The following is a 15,951-nucleotide window of genomic DNA, read 5'->3' on the forward strand; positions in this document are numbered from 1 at the left end:
TCAGCTGGCTAGAGCAGCTGATTTGTAATCAGCAGGTCGTGGGTTCGAGTCCCTCCATCGGCTCAATCATCTACTTTAAGCCACTTGAAGAGAGTGGTTTTTTTATTTATAAAGGTTTAAGGGATTACCGTAATAGGTGATCCCTTTTGTTTTTTAGAATACCTTCGTCGTGCATTACTGCGTTAGCCGTAACTTTTGTATTCTTATTTAAATAATAAAAAAGAACGATACCAAAAGACTTATTATAGTCTACATATTACCTTTTATATTTTTATATTTTGTAGTAATTTTGATAAAGCACCCGTTTAAATCGAAAACAGATTTAAAGAAAGCTATGTTGTGCGTGTTTGATTAAAAGCATTATTTTAATTACAGTATCCTGTAAGTTTTGGCTGTTTAGACCCTCTCAAAGGCATAAAAAAAGCTAACGATTACCATTTGTGATGACCTGATACAAAAACTTTTTATAAAAGGTATTTTGTTTCCCTCTTAAAACCATTGCTATATAATTATTGGAACACAGTATCCAGAGTTGTTCCATTCCAAACCAACACGGTTTTTACGTAATGTTCACGCTTTGCGTAGAATCCATGCGAATAGATATTCTCCTAGACGTTTTACGTTTTTAAAAGCACTAAGAAGTGCGAAAAAGACCATTTTATCATTTCCTTGGCGCAATTGATAGTAGTCAAAAAAGGCTTTGTGAATTGGATTGAATGGTATTTAGTAAATTATTCTTAAACCGATTTTTTAATGTGATAATTAGAAGCGAAATGAAAAAACAACAAATGGAATTACAGTTTTTAATAATGACACTTACCTTGTTGTTATTTTTGAATATTAATGCACAAGATAGAAGAGCCGAAGCTCCTGTTTATAATGCAAATTATGGTAGTCCGGTAGACAGTTGGACAAACAAAAACGGATGGTCATGGACCATTGATGATGCTGGTAGACTTCCAGACGGAGAGGGTTTTAGATGGTGGAACAATGGCGGAAATAACTTCTCCGATTTATTTATGCAGTTAAAAATAATTCCACTTAATGGAACATCGCTTCAAATACCAACTGCTAATGGCAATGCGATGCTCTCCCTTTCTGCAAATGATGTTAGGGCATTAAATTCAAATGAGGATGTTTTTCCATTTCTTTTTTAACTTCCGGGGATGCACGATCTGCTATGTTTTACGGAAAAGATAATTTTTTAAATTTTTCAATTGACCCTAAATCACCATTAAATGGTTCTAAGTATTCTTATTCAAAAGGTTTTCGGTTTATAGCTTCAAACGGGGCGGATATTACTGAGTATCCCAGTTCATATGGAACTGAAATAATGCGAATTCAGAAGGATGGAAGAGTTGGGATCGGAACCACAAAGCCGACTACTGCACTCCATCTCAAAGGTGATTTTCAGGTTCAAAACTTAAGTAAATTGGACAATACAGGGGATAATTTTCGGGTTCATGTTGGTGAAAATGAAACGAGATTAATAAGTAACGGCGACGAAAATGGGATGTTTCTAGAATCTAAGACAGGCAATAAAATAACGTTGGGAGATGGTAATGACGGCTTGTTTTTTAACGGTCATAAAATAGTCTTAGATTGTGATACTGTAGTACTAACACAAGTGTCTGTAAATACAAATAAACATGTTGAAAATGCGGCTTTAACAGTTGGTGGAGCTGCTTATATTGGGCCAAAAGCAGAATTGGTAGCCGAGGGAGCTACCTCTAAATTTAATTCCAAATATTTAGAGCACTATAATCTTTGGGTGGAAACAGGTATTTGCTCGGAAGATTTTGCATTTGCTAATGTTAAAACGTGGCGTGATGATGTTTTTCATTCCGATTATCATTTGATGCCTTTAGAAGAAGTAAAATTATATATTGATAAAAATAAACATTTACCGGATATACCTTCGGCTGAAAGCATAAAAGAAAATGGCTACACAGCGCATCAAATGAATATGATTTTGTTGCAAAAAATAGAAGAACTTACCATTTACACCATTTCGTTAAATGAGGAAATAAAAAAACTGAAGGAAGAGTGTTCCAAATAATAAAATAAGCTATATGAAAAAATATTTGTTATTTATTTTGGTTCTACTCTTAAAAACAACCCTGTTTTTTTCGCAAGGTACTACCCGGGAAAAATGGCTGTGGAGCAAAGATCCGAATTATAAGATAAATAAGGATCTTTCCTATCCTTATTCTGATCAGGGGTATACTTATGCTACCGTAAGTCTAATTCCATCGTCGGATTCCTATGTTTCTTTAATCGATTTTTATGGTGAGGGAAGAATTGTAGATAATGATGTAGTGACGGGTTTTAAAGATGCATATAATATTAATCATCAGTATCAATTGGTTAGTAATGGGCCTGATGCAAACCGGAAGATACCGAATAGAATACCGGTTCCAAACTATAACGGAGATTTGGGGCTTTCCCGCTACGTTAGTAATGACAAGGTAAGTACGATTACATTAATGGGAGCACCTATACAGCAAAATACAGCTGAAGAAATGGCTCGAATGATTCGAAAAGATGGACTTGGGAAAATTATTATCTATGGTTTTGAAGATTCAAGTCCAGAAGTTGTAATATTAGAAAGTGAATTAAAAAAAATAGAATTTTACCATGTATCCAATTATGTTTTAGAACCGCCTTTCACTGAAATTAAAGGCTTTTCGGATCGCCCAAGAGTGTATAAAGGAAAAAAAAATTAAAGTAACAGGAGAAAAAGTATTTTACTCGTTAAATCCAAAGACCAATCTTGATGTTTCTCAGCAGGATATGCTTACCCTTGATTATGGTCGTTTAGTGACTTTAAACGCCGATCTTTCCGGTGGTATTAAAGGAACGATTGACAAACCGGGAGGATTAATTAAAATTGAAGTTTATGCTTATGATCATTATGAGGATAACGGTATTCAAAAATTATATTCAACAGAGGCTTCATCTCATGATAAGTTAGTATATGGCGCTTATAGTGATGTTACTAATATTGATAATTATGTAGAAAAAGTAACTACAGTTCCATATGGATTTGTTCGAAATCTTGATGGAAGCTACCGTGTCTTAGGAGAAACAAGTTCTAATAATGTAAAGTTACTGGGGGCTAATTCCAGAAGTGGCTGGTTTGATTCGGAATGTAGATGGGTTGCTACAAGATTTTTTAGATGGCTTGGATGGAAAGTAATGTCCTTTTTTTATGATAATATTCCTGCGGAATGTCAGGACGTTATCACTAAAATACAATCAGGTAGACAGCCTGTGCTGGTTAAGATTACGATTAAAGAGGCTACTTTATACGATTTTAAAGTTCCCGGTTTAATCAATGGTAGCATCGTTAATTTTGTTGAGGATGAAAAAGTTCAGGAATATAAAATTATAAAAAACTTAAAAGTTACCATTTTAGAATCGCCTAAGGAATTTAAAAAAGCTACCTTTTATAAGCAACAGTTGGAAAATGCTATAACAGAGGTAAATAAATATTATACGGGAAAAACGGGCCGTCTAAAAAAACCTGAGATTAAAGCAGAAATTGGTAACCCAAGAATTCTATTTAAGGATGTTGCTGTAATTTTAAAAAAAGGAAGCAGAGAAAGTTATAATTTTCAATCCGATACCGAAGTCGAGGATTTAGAGGAGGAAACGGCGCTAAATGATAATGACGACAAAACAGTTCAACTCCTATTTGCACATACAATACTATCAACAACTTCCGGAAATCCACAAAAAAATACCATCCGTGGGTTTACTTACAGCGAAGGAGAATTGATTAAAGATGATCATTTCTGTATTTTTTCGTATGACGAAATGTTCAATTTGGATCCTGATCTGGTAGGAACTTCCGGAAGTACTATGGCTCATGAATTAGGGCATTATTTTGGCCTATTGCATCCATTTTCTGGTGGATGTTCCACAGGAGATGGTATTTCAGATACGCCACCAACCGAAGGCGAACATTGGTATGTTGTGAATTCGGGTACTCCGCAAGAACAGTTGTTGAAGAATCCATGTGAAAATGCTCCTCATTCCTGTAATGGTGAACGACGACAAATTGAAAACATTATGGATTATGGGCCTTGCAGGTGGTTGTTTACAAAAGAACAAACGGAACAAATGATGCGTAGAATAAATACAAAAAACCAATTATTTAGTACCGTTATGGTGTCTGATGCTAGTGTTGATCCAGATAAAGTAAACATTGTTATGGATGACCAAAGATTGCATAATAATGCTAGAAGAAAAAGAAGTATAACAAGCAATGAATTTTCTATCAGGATGTTATATCCCAATGCTCAAATTGAATATTATAATGTAGAAGTGACTTCTGATAAATCGGAAAAAGCTACGATTCGGATATTTGATATTTACGCAAATCAGGTGTGTGAGAAATATGTTTCAGTAGAAAAAGGCCAAAATCATTTCCCAATACAACTTCGCTTTCTTGATGGAAATAGTTTGTATCTGTTGCACTATAACAGCGATGACGGTAGAGCTGAGAAAATAAAATTCCTGGGATCTCAATAAGAAATAAATAGCTTATGTAAAAAATGCTTGGAAAAAACGATCCGATTGGCTCTGCAATTGGTGTAACAAAAAATGCTATAAATATAAAAGCGGCTTATTTCTAAGCCGCTTTATTGTTTTTATTTCGTCGGTGCCGAAGCTTCCTGTTGTTTGCGTTTTGTAACAAACTCCTGTAGTAATTTTCCGTAATAGGAATGCGATACTTCCGGAGTTAACGATTTCTGAATCGTATCCAGGTATTTGATATTGGCATCGTAGATATCGGTTAACGCAATATAAGGAGCTACGTCGTATTTCGCATTGTTTACAGCAAAATTAACCGCACTCAGATAGCGACGAATCACTAATTTTTCATTGCGATCTTTAAGGCTGTCCAGCATTTTGGTGTCACGCATCTTCTGAGCAAATAGCATCATACTTAACGCCTGATTTTCCTCGTCTGTATAACGCGATTTTATTTTTTTGTAATCTTCATACAACTCGTTGTTTTTAGAGCCTGTAACCTTCGTTTTTGCGTAAAATTCTTTTAAGGTGGTTTGGATAGTCATATTTCCGGGTTCTGCAAAAAACATCAGACTGTTGTCAAGCGACTTGGAAGTACCACGGTCTAAAAACAGGTAGTACATTTCCGGATGATCAATTTTTATAGTGCTTTCAAAATTGGAGTTCCCTTTAATCGTAAAACTGTCGATCGTAACAAAAGAAGTGTCAACTATTTTCTTTAAATATAGTTTACCTTGTTTGAGTCCGTCTACCGATCCTGTAAGGTGAAGGCTATTACCGGCTACTTCGTTTTCTTTTTTACAGGCTATAGCGAGTAAAGCGACAGCACATAAGGTTATCAGTGTTTTTTTCATTATAAAAGCGATTTTTAAAGAGTGCAAAGTAAAGAAAAAAATAGTGAGTTACTAGGGATGTGATACAAATAGTGTTTTTCACTTCGGAGTATAAAAAAACCTGTTGGTTAGAACAGGTTTTTTATTGAGGCTGAAAGCCAGTTATGTTTTGGATTATCCTTTTAACCAGGCTTCTTTTAGCTTGGCTTTAGAAGTATCGGTAAAGTGTAATCCTTCCACATCTTCCATGCTTAAGGTTACTTTTCCTTTTAAGGTTAGTTCCTTGTTATTGCGCTTGATCTGCATGGTGATCGGGTCGTTTTCTTTCCAATCCATGCTCGACATGATCATTTCGTAGATGTTATCAAGGTTATACGCCGTTCCGTTGATAGAAAGGATGGTATCGCCATTTTTCAAACCGATTTTTTTCATAAAAGCATTTAGTTCGATCTCCGGAAGTACAACAATCTCTTTCGTTGACGGATTTACCGTGATATATGGCATTTCGCCTTTTAAGAACGGATTGGCTGGTTTTTTAACAGCTCCTTCTTTTACACCAACTTTCGCAAAATAGACATCGTATGGAATTGGCGTGTCACCCGCTACATATTTTGTCAGGAATTCGCCCACTTCCGGGTAGGTTAAGGCCGTAATTTTAGCAAATAATTCATTGTCGTTAAACGGTCGGCTATTTCCGTATTCTTTGGATAAAGCTTGCATCAGGCTTAAAATACCACGTTGACCGTTGCTGCTTTCACGCATCTGAATGTCGATACACATGGCAATCAAAGCTCCTTTTTGGTATACGTTGTAATACGAATCTTTATACTCCTTATCTAAAATGTTTTTACTCATTTTTGTAAACGGCATTTTGTCGTCGAAACGTTTTGAGGTTGCTATTTTTTCGGACATTCTACCGTAAAAATCATCTTCCGAAATCAAGCCCTGATTTACCTGGAACAGGTTGGCAAAATATTCTGTTACACCTTCATACATCCATAAGTGCTCGGACATTTTAGGAGTATTGTAATCGAAATACTGAATTTCGTTCGAGTGGATGCTCAACGGCGTTACAATATGGAAAAACTCATGGGAAACCACGTCTTTTAATTGTTCAACCAACTGCGCTTTTGGCATCATTTCCGGCATAACCACTGTTGTGGAAGTCGTGTGTTCTAAAGCACCGAATCCTTTGGCATCCGGTTTTTTCATATCCGAAAGGTATAATAACACACTGTATTTTTTAGTGGTGTTAAACGGGCCTAAGAATTTTTTCTGAGCACGCATCATCGTTTCCATTTCCGGAGTGATGTCTTTGGCAGTGTAGGTTCCGTTTGGCGAGTATACGCTGATCAGGATTTCCATTCCGTCTACCGTAAAAGTGGTATAATCGGGTTTGGAATACATAATCGGATTATCTACCAATTCGGCATAACGGGAAGTAGTAAAAGTATCCGATTCGTTACTCGGATCGGTATCGGTTAAAGAAGTCGCGCCCCAAAGTGTTGCCGGATGGGATACGGTTACGGTATATGGAATTTCACCTTTCCCTTGGAAATACCCCACAAATCCGTGTGTATTCAGCATAAAGTTTTCATTTGCGGCGATATTGGTTCCGGCCGGCGAAAAAATATCGTGCGTACTTTCTACATCATAGGTATCGTTTACCCAATAGGTTACTTTGCTTAAGGCTTTGGCATTGGAAATCTGCCAGGAATTAGCATCGGATTTATTTACCGGAAGGAGATTTCCTTTGGCATCATACGCTTTAAAATCATCGATGAATTTACCGTAATCGTCCTCGGAATAGGTTCCCGGAATAATTTTCGGGATATGAAAGGTTGCGGTTTCAGTAGTAAACGATGGAGCCATAATGGTAACCATTACTTTATCGTCTTTTACATTTTTCAGATCAATAGCAACTTTTACATCGTTTACTGCAACTGTCTGTGGTTGTTGTGCTGTTTTACAGCTCATTACCATCGCAGCCATTGCCAATGTACAGATAAGTCTTTTCATTGTAATATTTTTAGTTGTATATAGGTATTCGGAATTGTTTTTTTGTTACAATTTATGCTTTTTTAAGAAAAGATTTATCGCCTGAGCCAGTTCCGGTGTATTGCGGGTTTCCGGTTTACTATAGGAAGCCCGGTTTTCAGCATCGTCTCCGGTTATGGTTTTCAAGACATGATTCATGTTTGGAATTATTGTCAGTGAAGCGTCCGGTTTTGCCTTTTTTAATTGTTCTGCTTCCGATTCGGCTACTTGTAAGTCTTTGGTTCCGTTAAGAAGTAGTACCGGAATTTTTAATTTCTGAATTTCCTGTTGCGGCTTGTATTGTATCCATGACGTCATATAGGGTTGAACGCTTTCCCGAAACATAGAACTCAGCAGTGGACTTTTTACAGTCACCACTTCACCTTTTTTTATTTTTTCTAAAGTGGTTATTAGTTCTTCTTTTACGCCAGGCGCCTGTTTGGTGATCTGATCGATTAAAATTTCGTCAATCGGTCTTCCCGGTCCGGCGATCGATATAAATCCGTCGGCTTTGGTTTGTTGTGCTGCAATCATACCGATTTGAGAACCTTCGCTATGGCCTGCAAATACGATTTTACTGTAGTTTCCGGTTTTTTTAAAATGATCAAAAACGGTTGCGGCATCGGTAATCATATCCTCAAAACGCATGTCTTTTTCGTTAACTGTTCCGGCAATGATTTGTGCAATCACTCGTTTGTCGTAGGTAAAAACAGCCCGATGTTCCTTAGCCAGATCTTCGGCCAGGTATTTTAGTGAATTGTTTTGCATACCAATCTGATTTCCGTTCCGATTGGTTGGTCCGGAACCGGCAATTAGGATGATCAATGTTGGTTTTTTGACTTCCGGAATCGGTGTATACAGATCGCCTTTTAATAAAGGATTGACCTGTATTTCGGTTATTTTAAACGGTGTTTCCTGTGCGATCGCAGGTATGGAAATACAAAGGAAAAGCGATAGTACTATTTTTTTGATCATGGTTGTTAAGAGTGTCTAAGTATATAAAAAAGGCCCGTTTTAACAGGCCTCAGTAGATTTAATCGAATTTATTTTTAAAGTAGTATTTACTGTCCAGATCATCATCTTCCAGATCGTTATAACGTTGTGGCTTTGGTTTTGGTTTATTGGCAGTAACCTTTTTTTTCCAAAGTTCAAAATTGTCTTTTGATAACTTTTTGCGAACCATTTCGGTAACTTCGCTTTCGGAAATTCCAAATTCTTCTTTTATTACTTCAAAAGGTCTTTTTTCCTCCTGAGCCATAGTGACAATTCTATCAATTGTTTCCTTGTCGAATTCTAAAACTTTGCTTTTTTTCATCAGATGAAAAATTAATCAAATAAATGTTTTTAATGGTTTATTTACACACTCAATATTACTAAAAAAATGAATTGAGCAATATGGGTGCTGTTATTTTTTTTGATTTTTCAAAAATCAGACCAAAATGTTTTTTCCTTTTGAAAAATGAGCAAAAAAATAGTGTCTCAGCGGTATTTATCTAGCGTATCCGTCAATTTTTTTACAATTTTTGATCGATGTATAGCGAACTTTTTATTTGTTATTGGAATTAAAAAGGAGGTAATTCGGATGGTAATACGGAAATAGTAGCCTTATTGAGATTGTTCGGAAACGGTTGTGATAGATGTAGGACGAAATGTAGTTTTTTGTGTAGCCAGAAGAAAAGTGAAAAAAGGCGGATAAAAAAAACGGCCTTATCGATAAGGCCGTTTTTCTAAAATGTATTTTTTGATTCACTATTCTTTACTAAAAATTGATTTATAGACAATACCGGCAATCAGTGCGCCAATAATTGGTGCCACGATAAACAACCATAACTGGCTTAACGCTTCGCCACCTACAAAAACCGCCTGACTTATACTTCGGGCTGGATTTACAGAGGTGTTGGTAACCGGAATACTGATCAAATGAATCAGGGTTAACGCCAATCCGATGGCCAATCCGGCAAATCCTTTTGGTGCTCTATCGTCTGTAGCGCCCAGAATCACAATCAGGAAGATAAAAGTCATTACGACTTCGGTGAGAAAAGCGGCATTCATACTGTATTTGCCCGGCGAAAGTTCGCCATAACCATTGGAAGCAAACCCGCCAATATCACTACCGTTACCCGTTGCGATTACATATAATATGGCTGCTGCGGCAATACCGCCCAAAACCTGAGCCACGATATAGGGGATAAGCTCTTTGGCATCAAAACGACCGCCTACCCATAATCCGATAGAAACCGCCGGGTTGAGATGTGCGCCGGAAATATGCCCAAGCGAATAAGCAATTGTCAGTACGGTAAGTCCGAAAGCCAAAGCGACTCCAACAAAACCAATTCCTGCGTCGGGAAAGTTACAGGCCAGCACTGCGCTACCACAACCTCCTAAAACCAACCAAAATGTTCCAATGAATTCTGCGATAAGTTTTTTCATAAAATAAAGGGATTAGTTAAACAATTGTAATAAATGTATTTCAGGGAAAATGTAAGGCTTGATCAAAATATTTGGAGCATAGCAATGTTGTGCGGTCGAACAGTAAAGCATACTGTTGCCACAGGCAAATCGCTAAAAAGGCGGAAAAGGAAATTAGGGATTGTAGAACCGGAATTGAAATAAAAGCTTTATTCGGGTGAAAATCCGGGACCGTAAAAGAGGGGCTTTGCGTATATAATGCACTACTTCTGTAGAAACCGGCAACCGATGTGCTGCAAAGCGAAAGGGGTAAGAGGGATTGCCAGGTTAGACTCATTTTCAGGTAGTTAAATGATTATATCCGTATTACGAATATAATCATTTTTACCAGAAAATTCTATATTAATTCTTTTTTTTGAACGAAATGTTCATAATGATAATGGCGAGAATGATTAGTAAAATTCCCATCCATTGTGTTAGGACTACGGTTTCATTAAGAATCACAAAGGCCATCATAACCGAAACGGGTAATTCCAATGACGAAACGATACTACCTAATCCGATTCCGGTATGCGGAAATCCGGCATTCATCAACATCGGTGGAATGATGGTTCCAAATAAGGATAGTACAATTCCCCATTTTAAGAAGATTTCAAAGTTATACGGAGTCGTTTGTGTGAAAATTCCAAACCCGAATACAATCACAGCACCACCCAATAGCATGTATAAGCTTCGTTGTGCCGGCGATATTCCGGTAGCAACACTGTTGGCGGTAAACATGGTTGTTGTGAAGGAAGCGGCTGCAAGCATTCCCCACATTAATCCGCGCCAGTCCAGTTGAATTTCGTTTTTAAAGATGTTAGTTGCCAGTGCGGTACCTCCTAAAACGATGATCACCGATATTACTTTTTGTAATGACGGTAGTTTTTTGTCGATAAACATTTCCAGTAAAACACCCATCCATACCGTTTGCATCAATAAAACGATACCAATGGATACGGGAATGTATTTTACGGCTAGATAATAGAAAACACTGGTCATTCCCAATGATGTTCCGGCCAGCATTAACTGAGCGATATTCTTTTTAGTGGCTTTTACGACAGTACCTTTATTTTTGGATTTCTGAAAAGCATTGATGATTAGGATTCCGATGATACCCAAAATAAACTGGGACGACGTAACCTCGGCAGTGGTGTAGTTTTCCTGATAGGCAAGTTTAACAAATGTTGCCAGCATTCCATAACTGGTAGCACCTAAACCTACTAAAAAAACTCCTTTTAAAACTTTGTTTCCTGACATTATTATTTGATTTTAAAACAGCCTGCAAAGATAAGCTATCCCGTTTAGTTAGAATAATCAATCGGAAAAAAAATAATGTTTTGATAAAATAGGTGCTGATTTTGAGTGAAATGGATAAAAAAAGGATTGACACTATGGTCAATCCTTTTTAAAATAGCATTGTTGATCCGTGATTATTCCGACCAGTATACTAAAGTTACTTCGATAACACCGTTAGCATTTACAAGGCTATCCGATAAAGTTACAGTAGTTGCAGAAGCACCGCTGAAATAACCGTTATATGCACGGAATGTGTAAGTACCCGGAGCTAAATTGCTATAACAGTCTTCGTAATTTTCAGGGTAGAAATATACATTCGCGTCGTTATACGCATAATAACCGTGTAAGTCGTTGTAGGTAACTGGATTTCCCAGGTGATCTACCAGTTTCATACAAACGTTGTAGGTTTTGATAGCAGTAGCAATTGAATTGATTTCGTTGATAAGGCTAGTAGTTGTAGTGTATTGCTGATCCAATACGCTTTTTACATTTGGAATCAGGTTTAAAGCGGTAGCGTTATCATTTGCAGCCAAAGCATCGTTGATTTGGAACGTTAATCCGATAAGGATGTCGTTTAAGTTTACCAATTCGGCAGTGATAGCGTTAATGCTAGCCGTAGAAAAGGCATTTTGAGACGCTGTACGCGCTAGGCTGGCAAAATAATCCACATCATCAGAATTGTTTTGGATGGAGTTTACCTGAACAAACATGGCATCGTAAAATTGTTGTGCATTTGGTGCGTTTAATAATACGATTTGTTTAGCCAATTGTACCGCTGCCGTTTTAGCAGCTGGTGTATCCTGTTGGATGTTTTCGGCTGACTGGATTGCGTAGTCTAAATTTTGTTGTGCAGTTTGTGCGAAAACAGAGCTGCCTACCAATGCTACAAACAAGGTTATAGCATAAAAAGTAATTTTCTTCATAGAAATAGATTTAAGGTTTTGTACGCCAAATGTATTAAAATGTATTAAAATTATTACGTATTGAGTATTATTATTGTATTAATAAAATATTATTTAGACATTTTGCGTGTTTTGTTGTTTTGTTGGTGTTTGTTTTGTGATCTTAATAGTGTGGCGTTGAACGCGGAATTACTATTATAAAAAACTGTTTTTTGCTGTAACAATGGCAGGAATTGACTTATATTTTTGATTGTTATCCATTTACCGATTTTTCAAGTGGAAATAATTTGTATATTTGTAGGAACTAATACTTTATTGTAATGCTAAAGTTTATAAATAAAAGTGGAAAAGCTTCGGTTACTTCCAATCCCGAAATTGGAAGCGGACTGGTTCGTATTGCGCACAAAATAAGTGCCGTTAGCGGAGAAAGCCAGTTAGTAAAAATCGGAGGGCGCTATTTTAGAGTAAGGGAATTGGGATAACCGGATGAATATTGCTTTTACAACAGTATTATTGTTTATCATCCTTGCTCCGGGATTTTTGGCCCGAATCGCTTATAATTCTTCTAAATTAAGTGTTGCAGATTCCAATAGAAATCTGGTTAACGAATTAACCTGGTCGATCATTCCGGCACTCACACTACACATCATTTTTGTTGCGATCATACAGAATGCCACCCGATATTCTGTGGATTTTGTACAATTGGGTAACCTGGTTTTGGGGACTTCCCAAAAAGCAGATGCGAGTTTTGCCCAATTAAACGATTATAAATACGCCATATTTTTTTATAATCTTATTCTTTTTAAAACCTCTTTTGTCGCGGGTTATCTACTGCGAAAAATGGTGCGCTTTTTTAAACTAGACCGAAAGTTCCGTTATTTTCGTTTTTCAAATAAATGGCATTATATCTTTTCCGGGGAATGCCTGGATTTTCCAGATGTTCCGGATGAATACGAAGAAATTACCAATAAAATTATCAATGTACTTTGTAAGGTAAATGGTCGTACGGTATTGTACACCGGCGAATATTTTAATTATTATGTAGATGGTAAAGGCGATTTGGAAGCGGTACATTTAAAGTATCCGATTCGGAGGTATCTGGAAAATGATAAAGCCGGGGACGAAGATTATTATGTGATTTCCAGTCGTTATCTGATGATTCCAAATTCAGATATTATCAATATCAATTTTAAGTATATTAATTTTGAAGAAGTTGATGAAGCGGAATTATCGGAGGAAGAAAAGGACAATGCGATACAGTTGTCGGAATAGTTCAGATATAAAAAAAGCAACAGGTGGTCCTGCTGCTTTTCCTAAATAATCGAATATAATAATTGGAGTTATTTGATTAACTCGAAATTACGTTTTACAAAAGCGGTTAGCTCTTCTCCTTTTAAAAGATTTTGAGATAGCTTCGCCAAATCCAAAGCCTGTTTTACAAGACCTTCCTGTACCGGTTTGTCGGTTGTGTTTAGAATGGTAGTGGCCAGATCGGAATTGGTATTGATGATCAGGTTGTACATTTCCGGGAAATTCCCCATACCAAACATACCACCGCCACCGGACTGACTCATTTCTTTCATTCGGCGCATAAACTCCGGTTGCGTGATCATAAATGGAGCCGCTTTACTGTCCATCGCTTCCAACTGAACCGTGTACGACGTCTTCGGTACGATTTCTTCCAACACCGTTTTCAGGTTGTTTTGCTCGTCTTCCGATAGTTTCGAAATCGGGTTGTCATCTTTTTTAATCAGATTGTCAATATGATCCGAATCCACACGGGTGAACGTTAGTTTTTCATTGTCGGCTTCCAGTTTCTGAATCAGGTGCGACACGATCGGGCTATCCAATAATAGTACTTCATAACCTTTTTCTTTTGCCGATTCGATATAACTGTGTTGTACATCTTTATTTGAAGCATACAGAACAACCAGTTTGTCGTCTTTGTCTGTTTGTTTGTCTTTTATGGCTTCTTTTAATTCTTCCAGCGTATAGTATTTTCCATCTACGGAAGGATATAAAACGAAAGCACCCGCTTTTTCATAGAATTTCGGTTCGGATAACATTCCGTATTCCAAAACGATTTTAATGTCGTTCCATTTCTGTTCGAAATCCTCACGGTTCTCAGTAAACAACGATTTTAACTTGTCGGCTACCTTACGGGTAATATAATTTGAAATTTTCTTTACGTTTCCATCCGCCTGTAAGTACGAACGCGATACGTTTAACGGGATATCCGGAGAGTCGATAACTCCTTTTAGCATCGTTAAAAATTCCGGAACGATTCCTTCTACGTTATCCGTAACAAAAACCTGGTTTTGATACAACTGGATTTTGTCTTTTTGGATTTGTAAATCGGCCGACATTTTTGGGAAATACAAAATACCGGTCAGATTAAACGGATAGTCAACGTTTAAGTGGATGTTGAATAACGGTTCTTCGAATTGCATCGGATACAACTCGCGGTAGAAGTTTTTGTAATCAACATCGCTAAGATCGCTCGGTTGTTTGGTCCAGGCCGGGTTCGGGTTGTTGATGATATTGTCTACGGTGATCGTTTCTTCCGTTGCATCATCACCTTCGCCGGTGGTTATTTTTTCGGTGCGCGTTCCGAATTTGATCGGCACCGGCATAAATTTATTGTATTTGATCAATAACTCACGGATTTTTCCTTCTTCCAGGAATTCCAGTGAATCTTCGGCAATATGAAGAATGATTTCCGTTCCTCGGTCGGTTTTATCAGACGCTACTAATGTAAATTCCGGGCTTCCGTCGCAAGTCCAGTGTGCAGCCGGTTCGTCTTTGTGGGATTTGGTGATGATTTCCACTTTTTCGGCAACCATAAAGGCCGAGTAAAAACCAAGTCCGAAATGCCCGATGATGCCCGAGTCTTTAGCGGAGTCTTTGTATTTTTCCAAAAACTCTTCCGCTCCGGAAAAAGCAACCTGATTGATGTATTTTTCAACCTCTTCGGCCGTCATACCCAATCCCTGGTCGATAATATGTATTTTTTTATTGTCTTTGTCGATCTTTACTTCGATAACCGGATTTCCATAATCCACTTTTGCCTCACCAATACTGGTTAAATGTTTTAACTTTAGCGTGGCATCCGTCGCGTTTGATACAAGTTCACGAAGGAAAATTTCGTGATCACTGTATAAAAACTTCTTGATTAGAGGAAAGATGTTTTCTACCGATACATTGATTTTTCCTGTAGTCATATATAAGCTGTATTTTTTTTGTTAAACTTTTTCTGATTTATGCAAATTAAGTACCAAACCGAAAAAATGTGACAAAATGACCGAAATGCAGCTTATAGTGGAAAAATTCTTACTCAAAATTTAACAAATTAATGCTGTAGGTAGTATATTTGTGTTAGTTATTTTAAAGCGCTCTATATGAAAAAATTAATTTTCTTAAGTGTACTTACCATGATGCTGTTTTCATGTAAGTCAACATCGGTAACCAACACGAAGTTAGACCGAACTTCACAGGTTGCAATTAAAGGTAACTGGGTTTTAAGCTCTGTTAGTTACCCGGGTTCAGAATACATTAAGGTGAATTCGTTTCAGATCGCCGACTCAAAGTGCTTTGAAGGAAGCAGCTGGAAATTTATTTCAAACAACAACAAAGGGAATATGGCCTTGGAAAAAGCCAATTGTCCGGCTTTCGCTTCTGCTTTTACCTGGTTTGTAAATAAAGAAGGTGAGTTTGTTTTAAAACTTCTGGATGCGGGCGAAAAAGCCAAAAAAGTAAAAGAAGGTTATGTGTTGAAATTAGCAAATCAGTCGGAAACATCATTCCAGTTGATCGATAAAATCAACGTAGGAGGTAAACTGACAGATGTAGTATACCAGTTTGAAAAATTGAACTAATTAAAAAATAAAATCAGG

The 15,951-nt window shown here is 37.2% G+C and carries 15 protein-coding genes; 7 read left to right on the plus strand and 8 right to left on the minus strand.

Translation table 11 applies throughout. The features are described from left to right. The first annotated feature begins 773 nt into the window (after positions 1-773). The 4 genes from Q1R07_RS03715 (at position 774) to Q1R07_RS03730 (ending at position 4,536) form a co-directional block, all read left to right on the plus strand. Positions 774-1,157, plus strand: a complete 384-nt coding sequence (locus Q1R07_RS03715) for a hypothetical protein (protein ID WP_300486134.1) — start codon at positions 774-776, stop codon at positions 1,155-1,157. A 23-nt stretch (positions 1,158-1,180) separates the two neighbouring features. Next, positions 1,181-2,059 (plus strand): hypothetical protein, encoded by an 879-nt coding sequence (locus Q1R07_RS03720; protein ID WP_300486135.1) that lies wholly within the window; start codon positions 1,181-1,183, stop codon positions 2,057-2,059. A gap of 13 nt (positions 2,060-2,072) precedes the next feature. Further along, the gene (locus tag Q1R07_RS03725; protein WP_300486137.1) at positions 2,073-2,726 is read left to right on the plus strand and encodes a hypothetical protein; all 654 of its coding nucleotides are present in this window, start codon (positions 2,073-2,075) and stop codon (positions 2,724-2,726) included. A 67-nt stretch (positions 2,727-2,793) separates the two neighbouring features. Continuing rightward, positions 2,794-4,536, plus strand: a complete 1,743-nt coding sequence (locus tag Q1R07_RS03730) for a M43 family zinc metalloprotease (RefSeq protein ID WP_300486139.1) — start codon at positions 2,794-2,796, stop codon at positions 4,534-4,536. A gap of 119 nt (positions 4,537-4,655) precedes the next feature. Here Q1R07_RS03730 and Q1R07_RS03735 read toward each other — a convergent pair whose 3' ends face one another. The 7 genes from Q1R07_RS03735 to Q1R07_RS03765 form a co-directional block, all read right to left on the minus strand. Next, positions 4,656-5,393 (minus strand): DUF4369 domain-containing protein, encoded by a 738-nt coding sequence (locus Q1R07_RS03735; protein ID WP_300486140.1) that lies wholly within the window; start codon positions 5,391-5,393, stop codon positions 4,656-4,658. A gap of 153 nt (positions 5,394-5,546) precedes the next feature. Then, positions 5,547-7,391: a peptidase M61 gene (locus Q1R07_RS03740; RefSeq protein ID WP_300486141.1), complete on the minus strand. Its 1,845-nt coding sequence runs from the start codon at positions 7,389-7,391 to the stop codon at positions 5,547-5,549. 45 nt (positions 7,392-7,436) lie between these two features. Next, the gene (locus Q1R07_RS03745; RefSeq protein WP_300486142.1) at positions 7,437-8,384 is read right to left on the minus strand and encodes an alpha/beta hydrolase; all 948 of its coding nucleotides are present in this window, start codon (positions 8,382-8,384) and stop codon (positions 7,437-7,439) included. A gap of 58 nt (positions 8,385-8,442) precedes the next feature. Further along, positions 8,443-8,724, minus strand: coding sequence for a TIGR03643 family protein (locus Q1R07_RS03750; RefSeq protein WP_300486143.1), 282 nt, complete (start codon positions 8,722-8,724; stop codon positions 8,443-8,445). Between the two features lie 434 nt (positions 8,725-9,158). Beyond that, positions 9,159-9,839 carry an aquaporin Z gene (gene aqpZ / locus Q1R07_RS03755; protein WP_300486144.1) on the minus strand — a complete coding sequence of 227 codons (681 nt, stop codon included), beginning with the start codon at positions 9,837-9,839 and terminating at the stop codon, positions 9,159-9,161. A 381-nt stretch (positions 9,840-10,220) separates the two neighbouring features. Next, complete coding sequence (locus tag Q1R07_RS03760) at positions 10,221-11,117, minus strand: DMT family transporter (protein WP_300486146.1); 897 nt, start codon at positions 11,115-11,117, stop codon at positions 10,221-10,223. 173 nt (positions 11,118-11,290) lie between these two features. Continuing rightward, a complete protein-coding gene (locus Q1R07_RS03765; RefSeq protein WP_300486149.1) occupies positions 11,291-12,079 on the minus strand; it encodes a hypothetical protein in 789 nt (262 codons plus the stop codon). 299 nt (positions 12,080-12,378) lie between these two features. On the opposite strand from Q1R07_RS03765, the gene Q1R07_RS03770 reads away from it, so the two are divergent. Next, a complete protein-coding gene (locus tag Q1R07_RS03770; protein WP_300486152.1) occupies positions 12,379-12,540 on the plus strand; it encodes a hypothetical protein in 162 nt (53 codons plus the stop codon). A 4-nt stretch (positions 12,541-12,544) separates the two neighbouring features. Next, positions 12,545-13,330, plus strand: a complete 786-nt coding sequence (locus Q1R07_RS03775; RefSeq protein WP_300486153.1) for a hypothetical protein — start codon at positions 12,545-12,547, stop codon at positions 13,328-13,330. Between the two features lie 68 nt (positions 13,331-13,398). On the opposite strand, the gene htpG is transcribed toward Q1R07_RS03775, so the two are convergent. Further along, positions 13,399-15,279 carry a molecular chaperone HtpG gene (htpG, locus tag Q1R07_RS03780; RefSeq protein ID WP_300486154.1) on the minus strand — a complete coding sequence of 627 codons (1,881 nt, stop codon included), beginning with the start codon at positions 15,277-15,279 and terminating at the stop codon, positions 13,399-13,401. Between the two features lie 177 nt (positions 15,280-15,456). Between htpG and Q1R07_RS03785 the strand changes: the two genes are divergently transcribed. After that, positions 15,457-15,933, plus strand: a complete 477-nt coding sequence (locus Q1R07_RS03785) for a lipocalin family protein (protein ID WP_136403154.1) — start codon at positions 15,457-15,459, stop codon at positions 15,931-15,933. The last annotated feature ends 18 nt before the right edge of the window (positions 15,934-15,951 follow it).

This window comes from Flavobacterium sp. (genome assembly GCF_030146175.1).
GTDB lineage: Bacteria > Bacteroidota > Bacteroidia > Flavobacteriales > Flavobacteriaceae > Flavobacterium.

Excerpts from the sequence above, each read along its gene's own strand:
- Q1R07_RS03740 (WP_300486141.1), bottom strand. The coding sequence starts at position 7,391 with ATGAAAAGACTTATCTGTACATTGGCAATGGCTGCGATGGTAATGAGC.
- Q1R07_RS03765 (WP_300486149.1), bottom strand. The coding sequence starts at position 12,079 with ATGAAGAAAATTACTTTTTATGCTATAACCTTGTTTGTAGCATTGGTA.
- Q1R07_RS03720 (WP_300486135.1), top strand. The coding sequence starts at position 1,181 with ATGTTTTACGGAAAAGATAATTTTTTAAATTTTTCAATTGACCCTAAA.
- htpG (WP_300486154.1), bottom strand. The coding sequence starts at position 15,279 with ATGACTACAGGAAAAATCAATGTATCGGTAGAAAACATCTTTCCTCTA.
- Q1R07_RS03760 (WP_300486146.1), bottom strand. The coding sequence starts at position 11,117 with ATGTCAGGAAACAAAGTTTTAAAAGGAGTTTTTTTAGTAGGTTTAGGT.
- Q1R07_RS03770 (WP_300486152.1), top strand. The coding sequence starts at position 12,379 with ATGCTAAAGTTTATAAATAAAAGTGGAAAAGCTTCGGTTACTTCCAAT.
- Q1R07_RS03785 (WP_136403154.1), top strand. The coding sequence starts at position 15,457 with ATGAAAAAATTAATTTTCTTAAGTGTACTTACCATGATGCTGTTTTCA.
- Q1R07_RS03750 (WP_300486143.1), bottom strand. The coding sequence starts at position 8,724 with ATGAAAAAAAGCAAAGTTTTAGAATTCGACAAGGAAACAATTGATAGA.
- Q1R07_RS03730 (WP_300486139.1), top strand. The coding sequence starts at position 2,794 with ATGCTTACCCTTGATTATGGTCGTTTAGTGACTTTAAACGCCGATCTT.
- Q1R07_RS03775 (WP_300486153.1), top strand. The coding sequence starts at position 12,545 with ATGAATATTGCTTTTACAACAGTATTATTGTTTATCATCCTTGCTCCG.
- aqpZ (WP_300486144.1), bottom strand. The coding sequence starts at position 9,839 with ATGAAAAAACTTATCGCAGAATTCATTGGAACATTTTGGTTGGTTTTA.
- Q1R07_RS03725 (WP_300486137.1), top strand. The coding sequence starts at position 2,073 with ATGAAAAAATATTTGTTATTTATTTTGGTTCTACTCTTAAAAACAACC.
- Q1R07_RS03745 (WP_300486142.1), bottom strand. The coding sequence starts at position 8,384 with ATGATCAAAAAAATAGTACTATCGCTTTTCCTTTGTATTTCCATACCT.
- Q1R07_RS03715 (WP_300486134.1), top strand. The coding sequence starts at position 774 with ATGAAAAAACAACAAATGGAATTACAGTTTTTAATAATGACACTTACC.
- Q1R07_RS03735 (WP_300486140.1), bottom strand. The coding sequence starts at position 5,393 with ATGAAAAAAACACTGATAACCTTATGTGCTGTCGCTTTACTCGCTATA.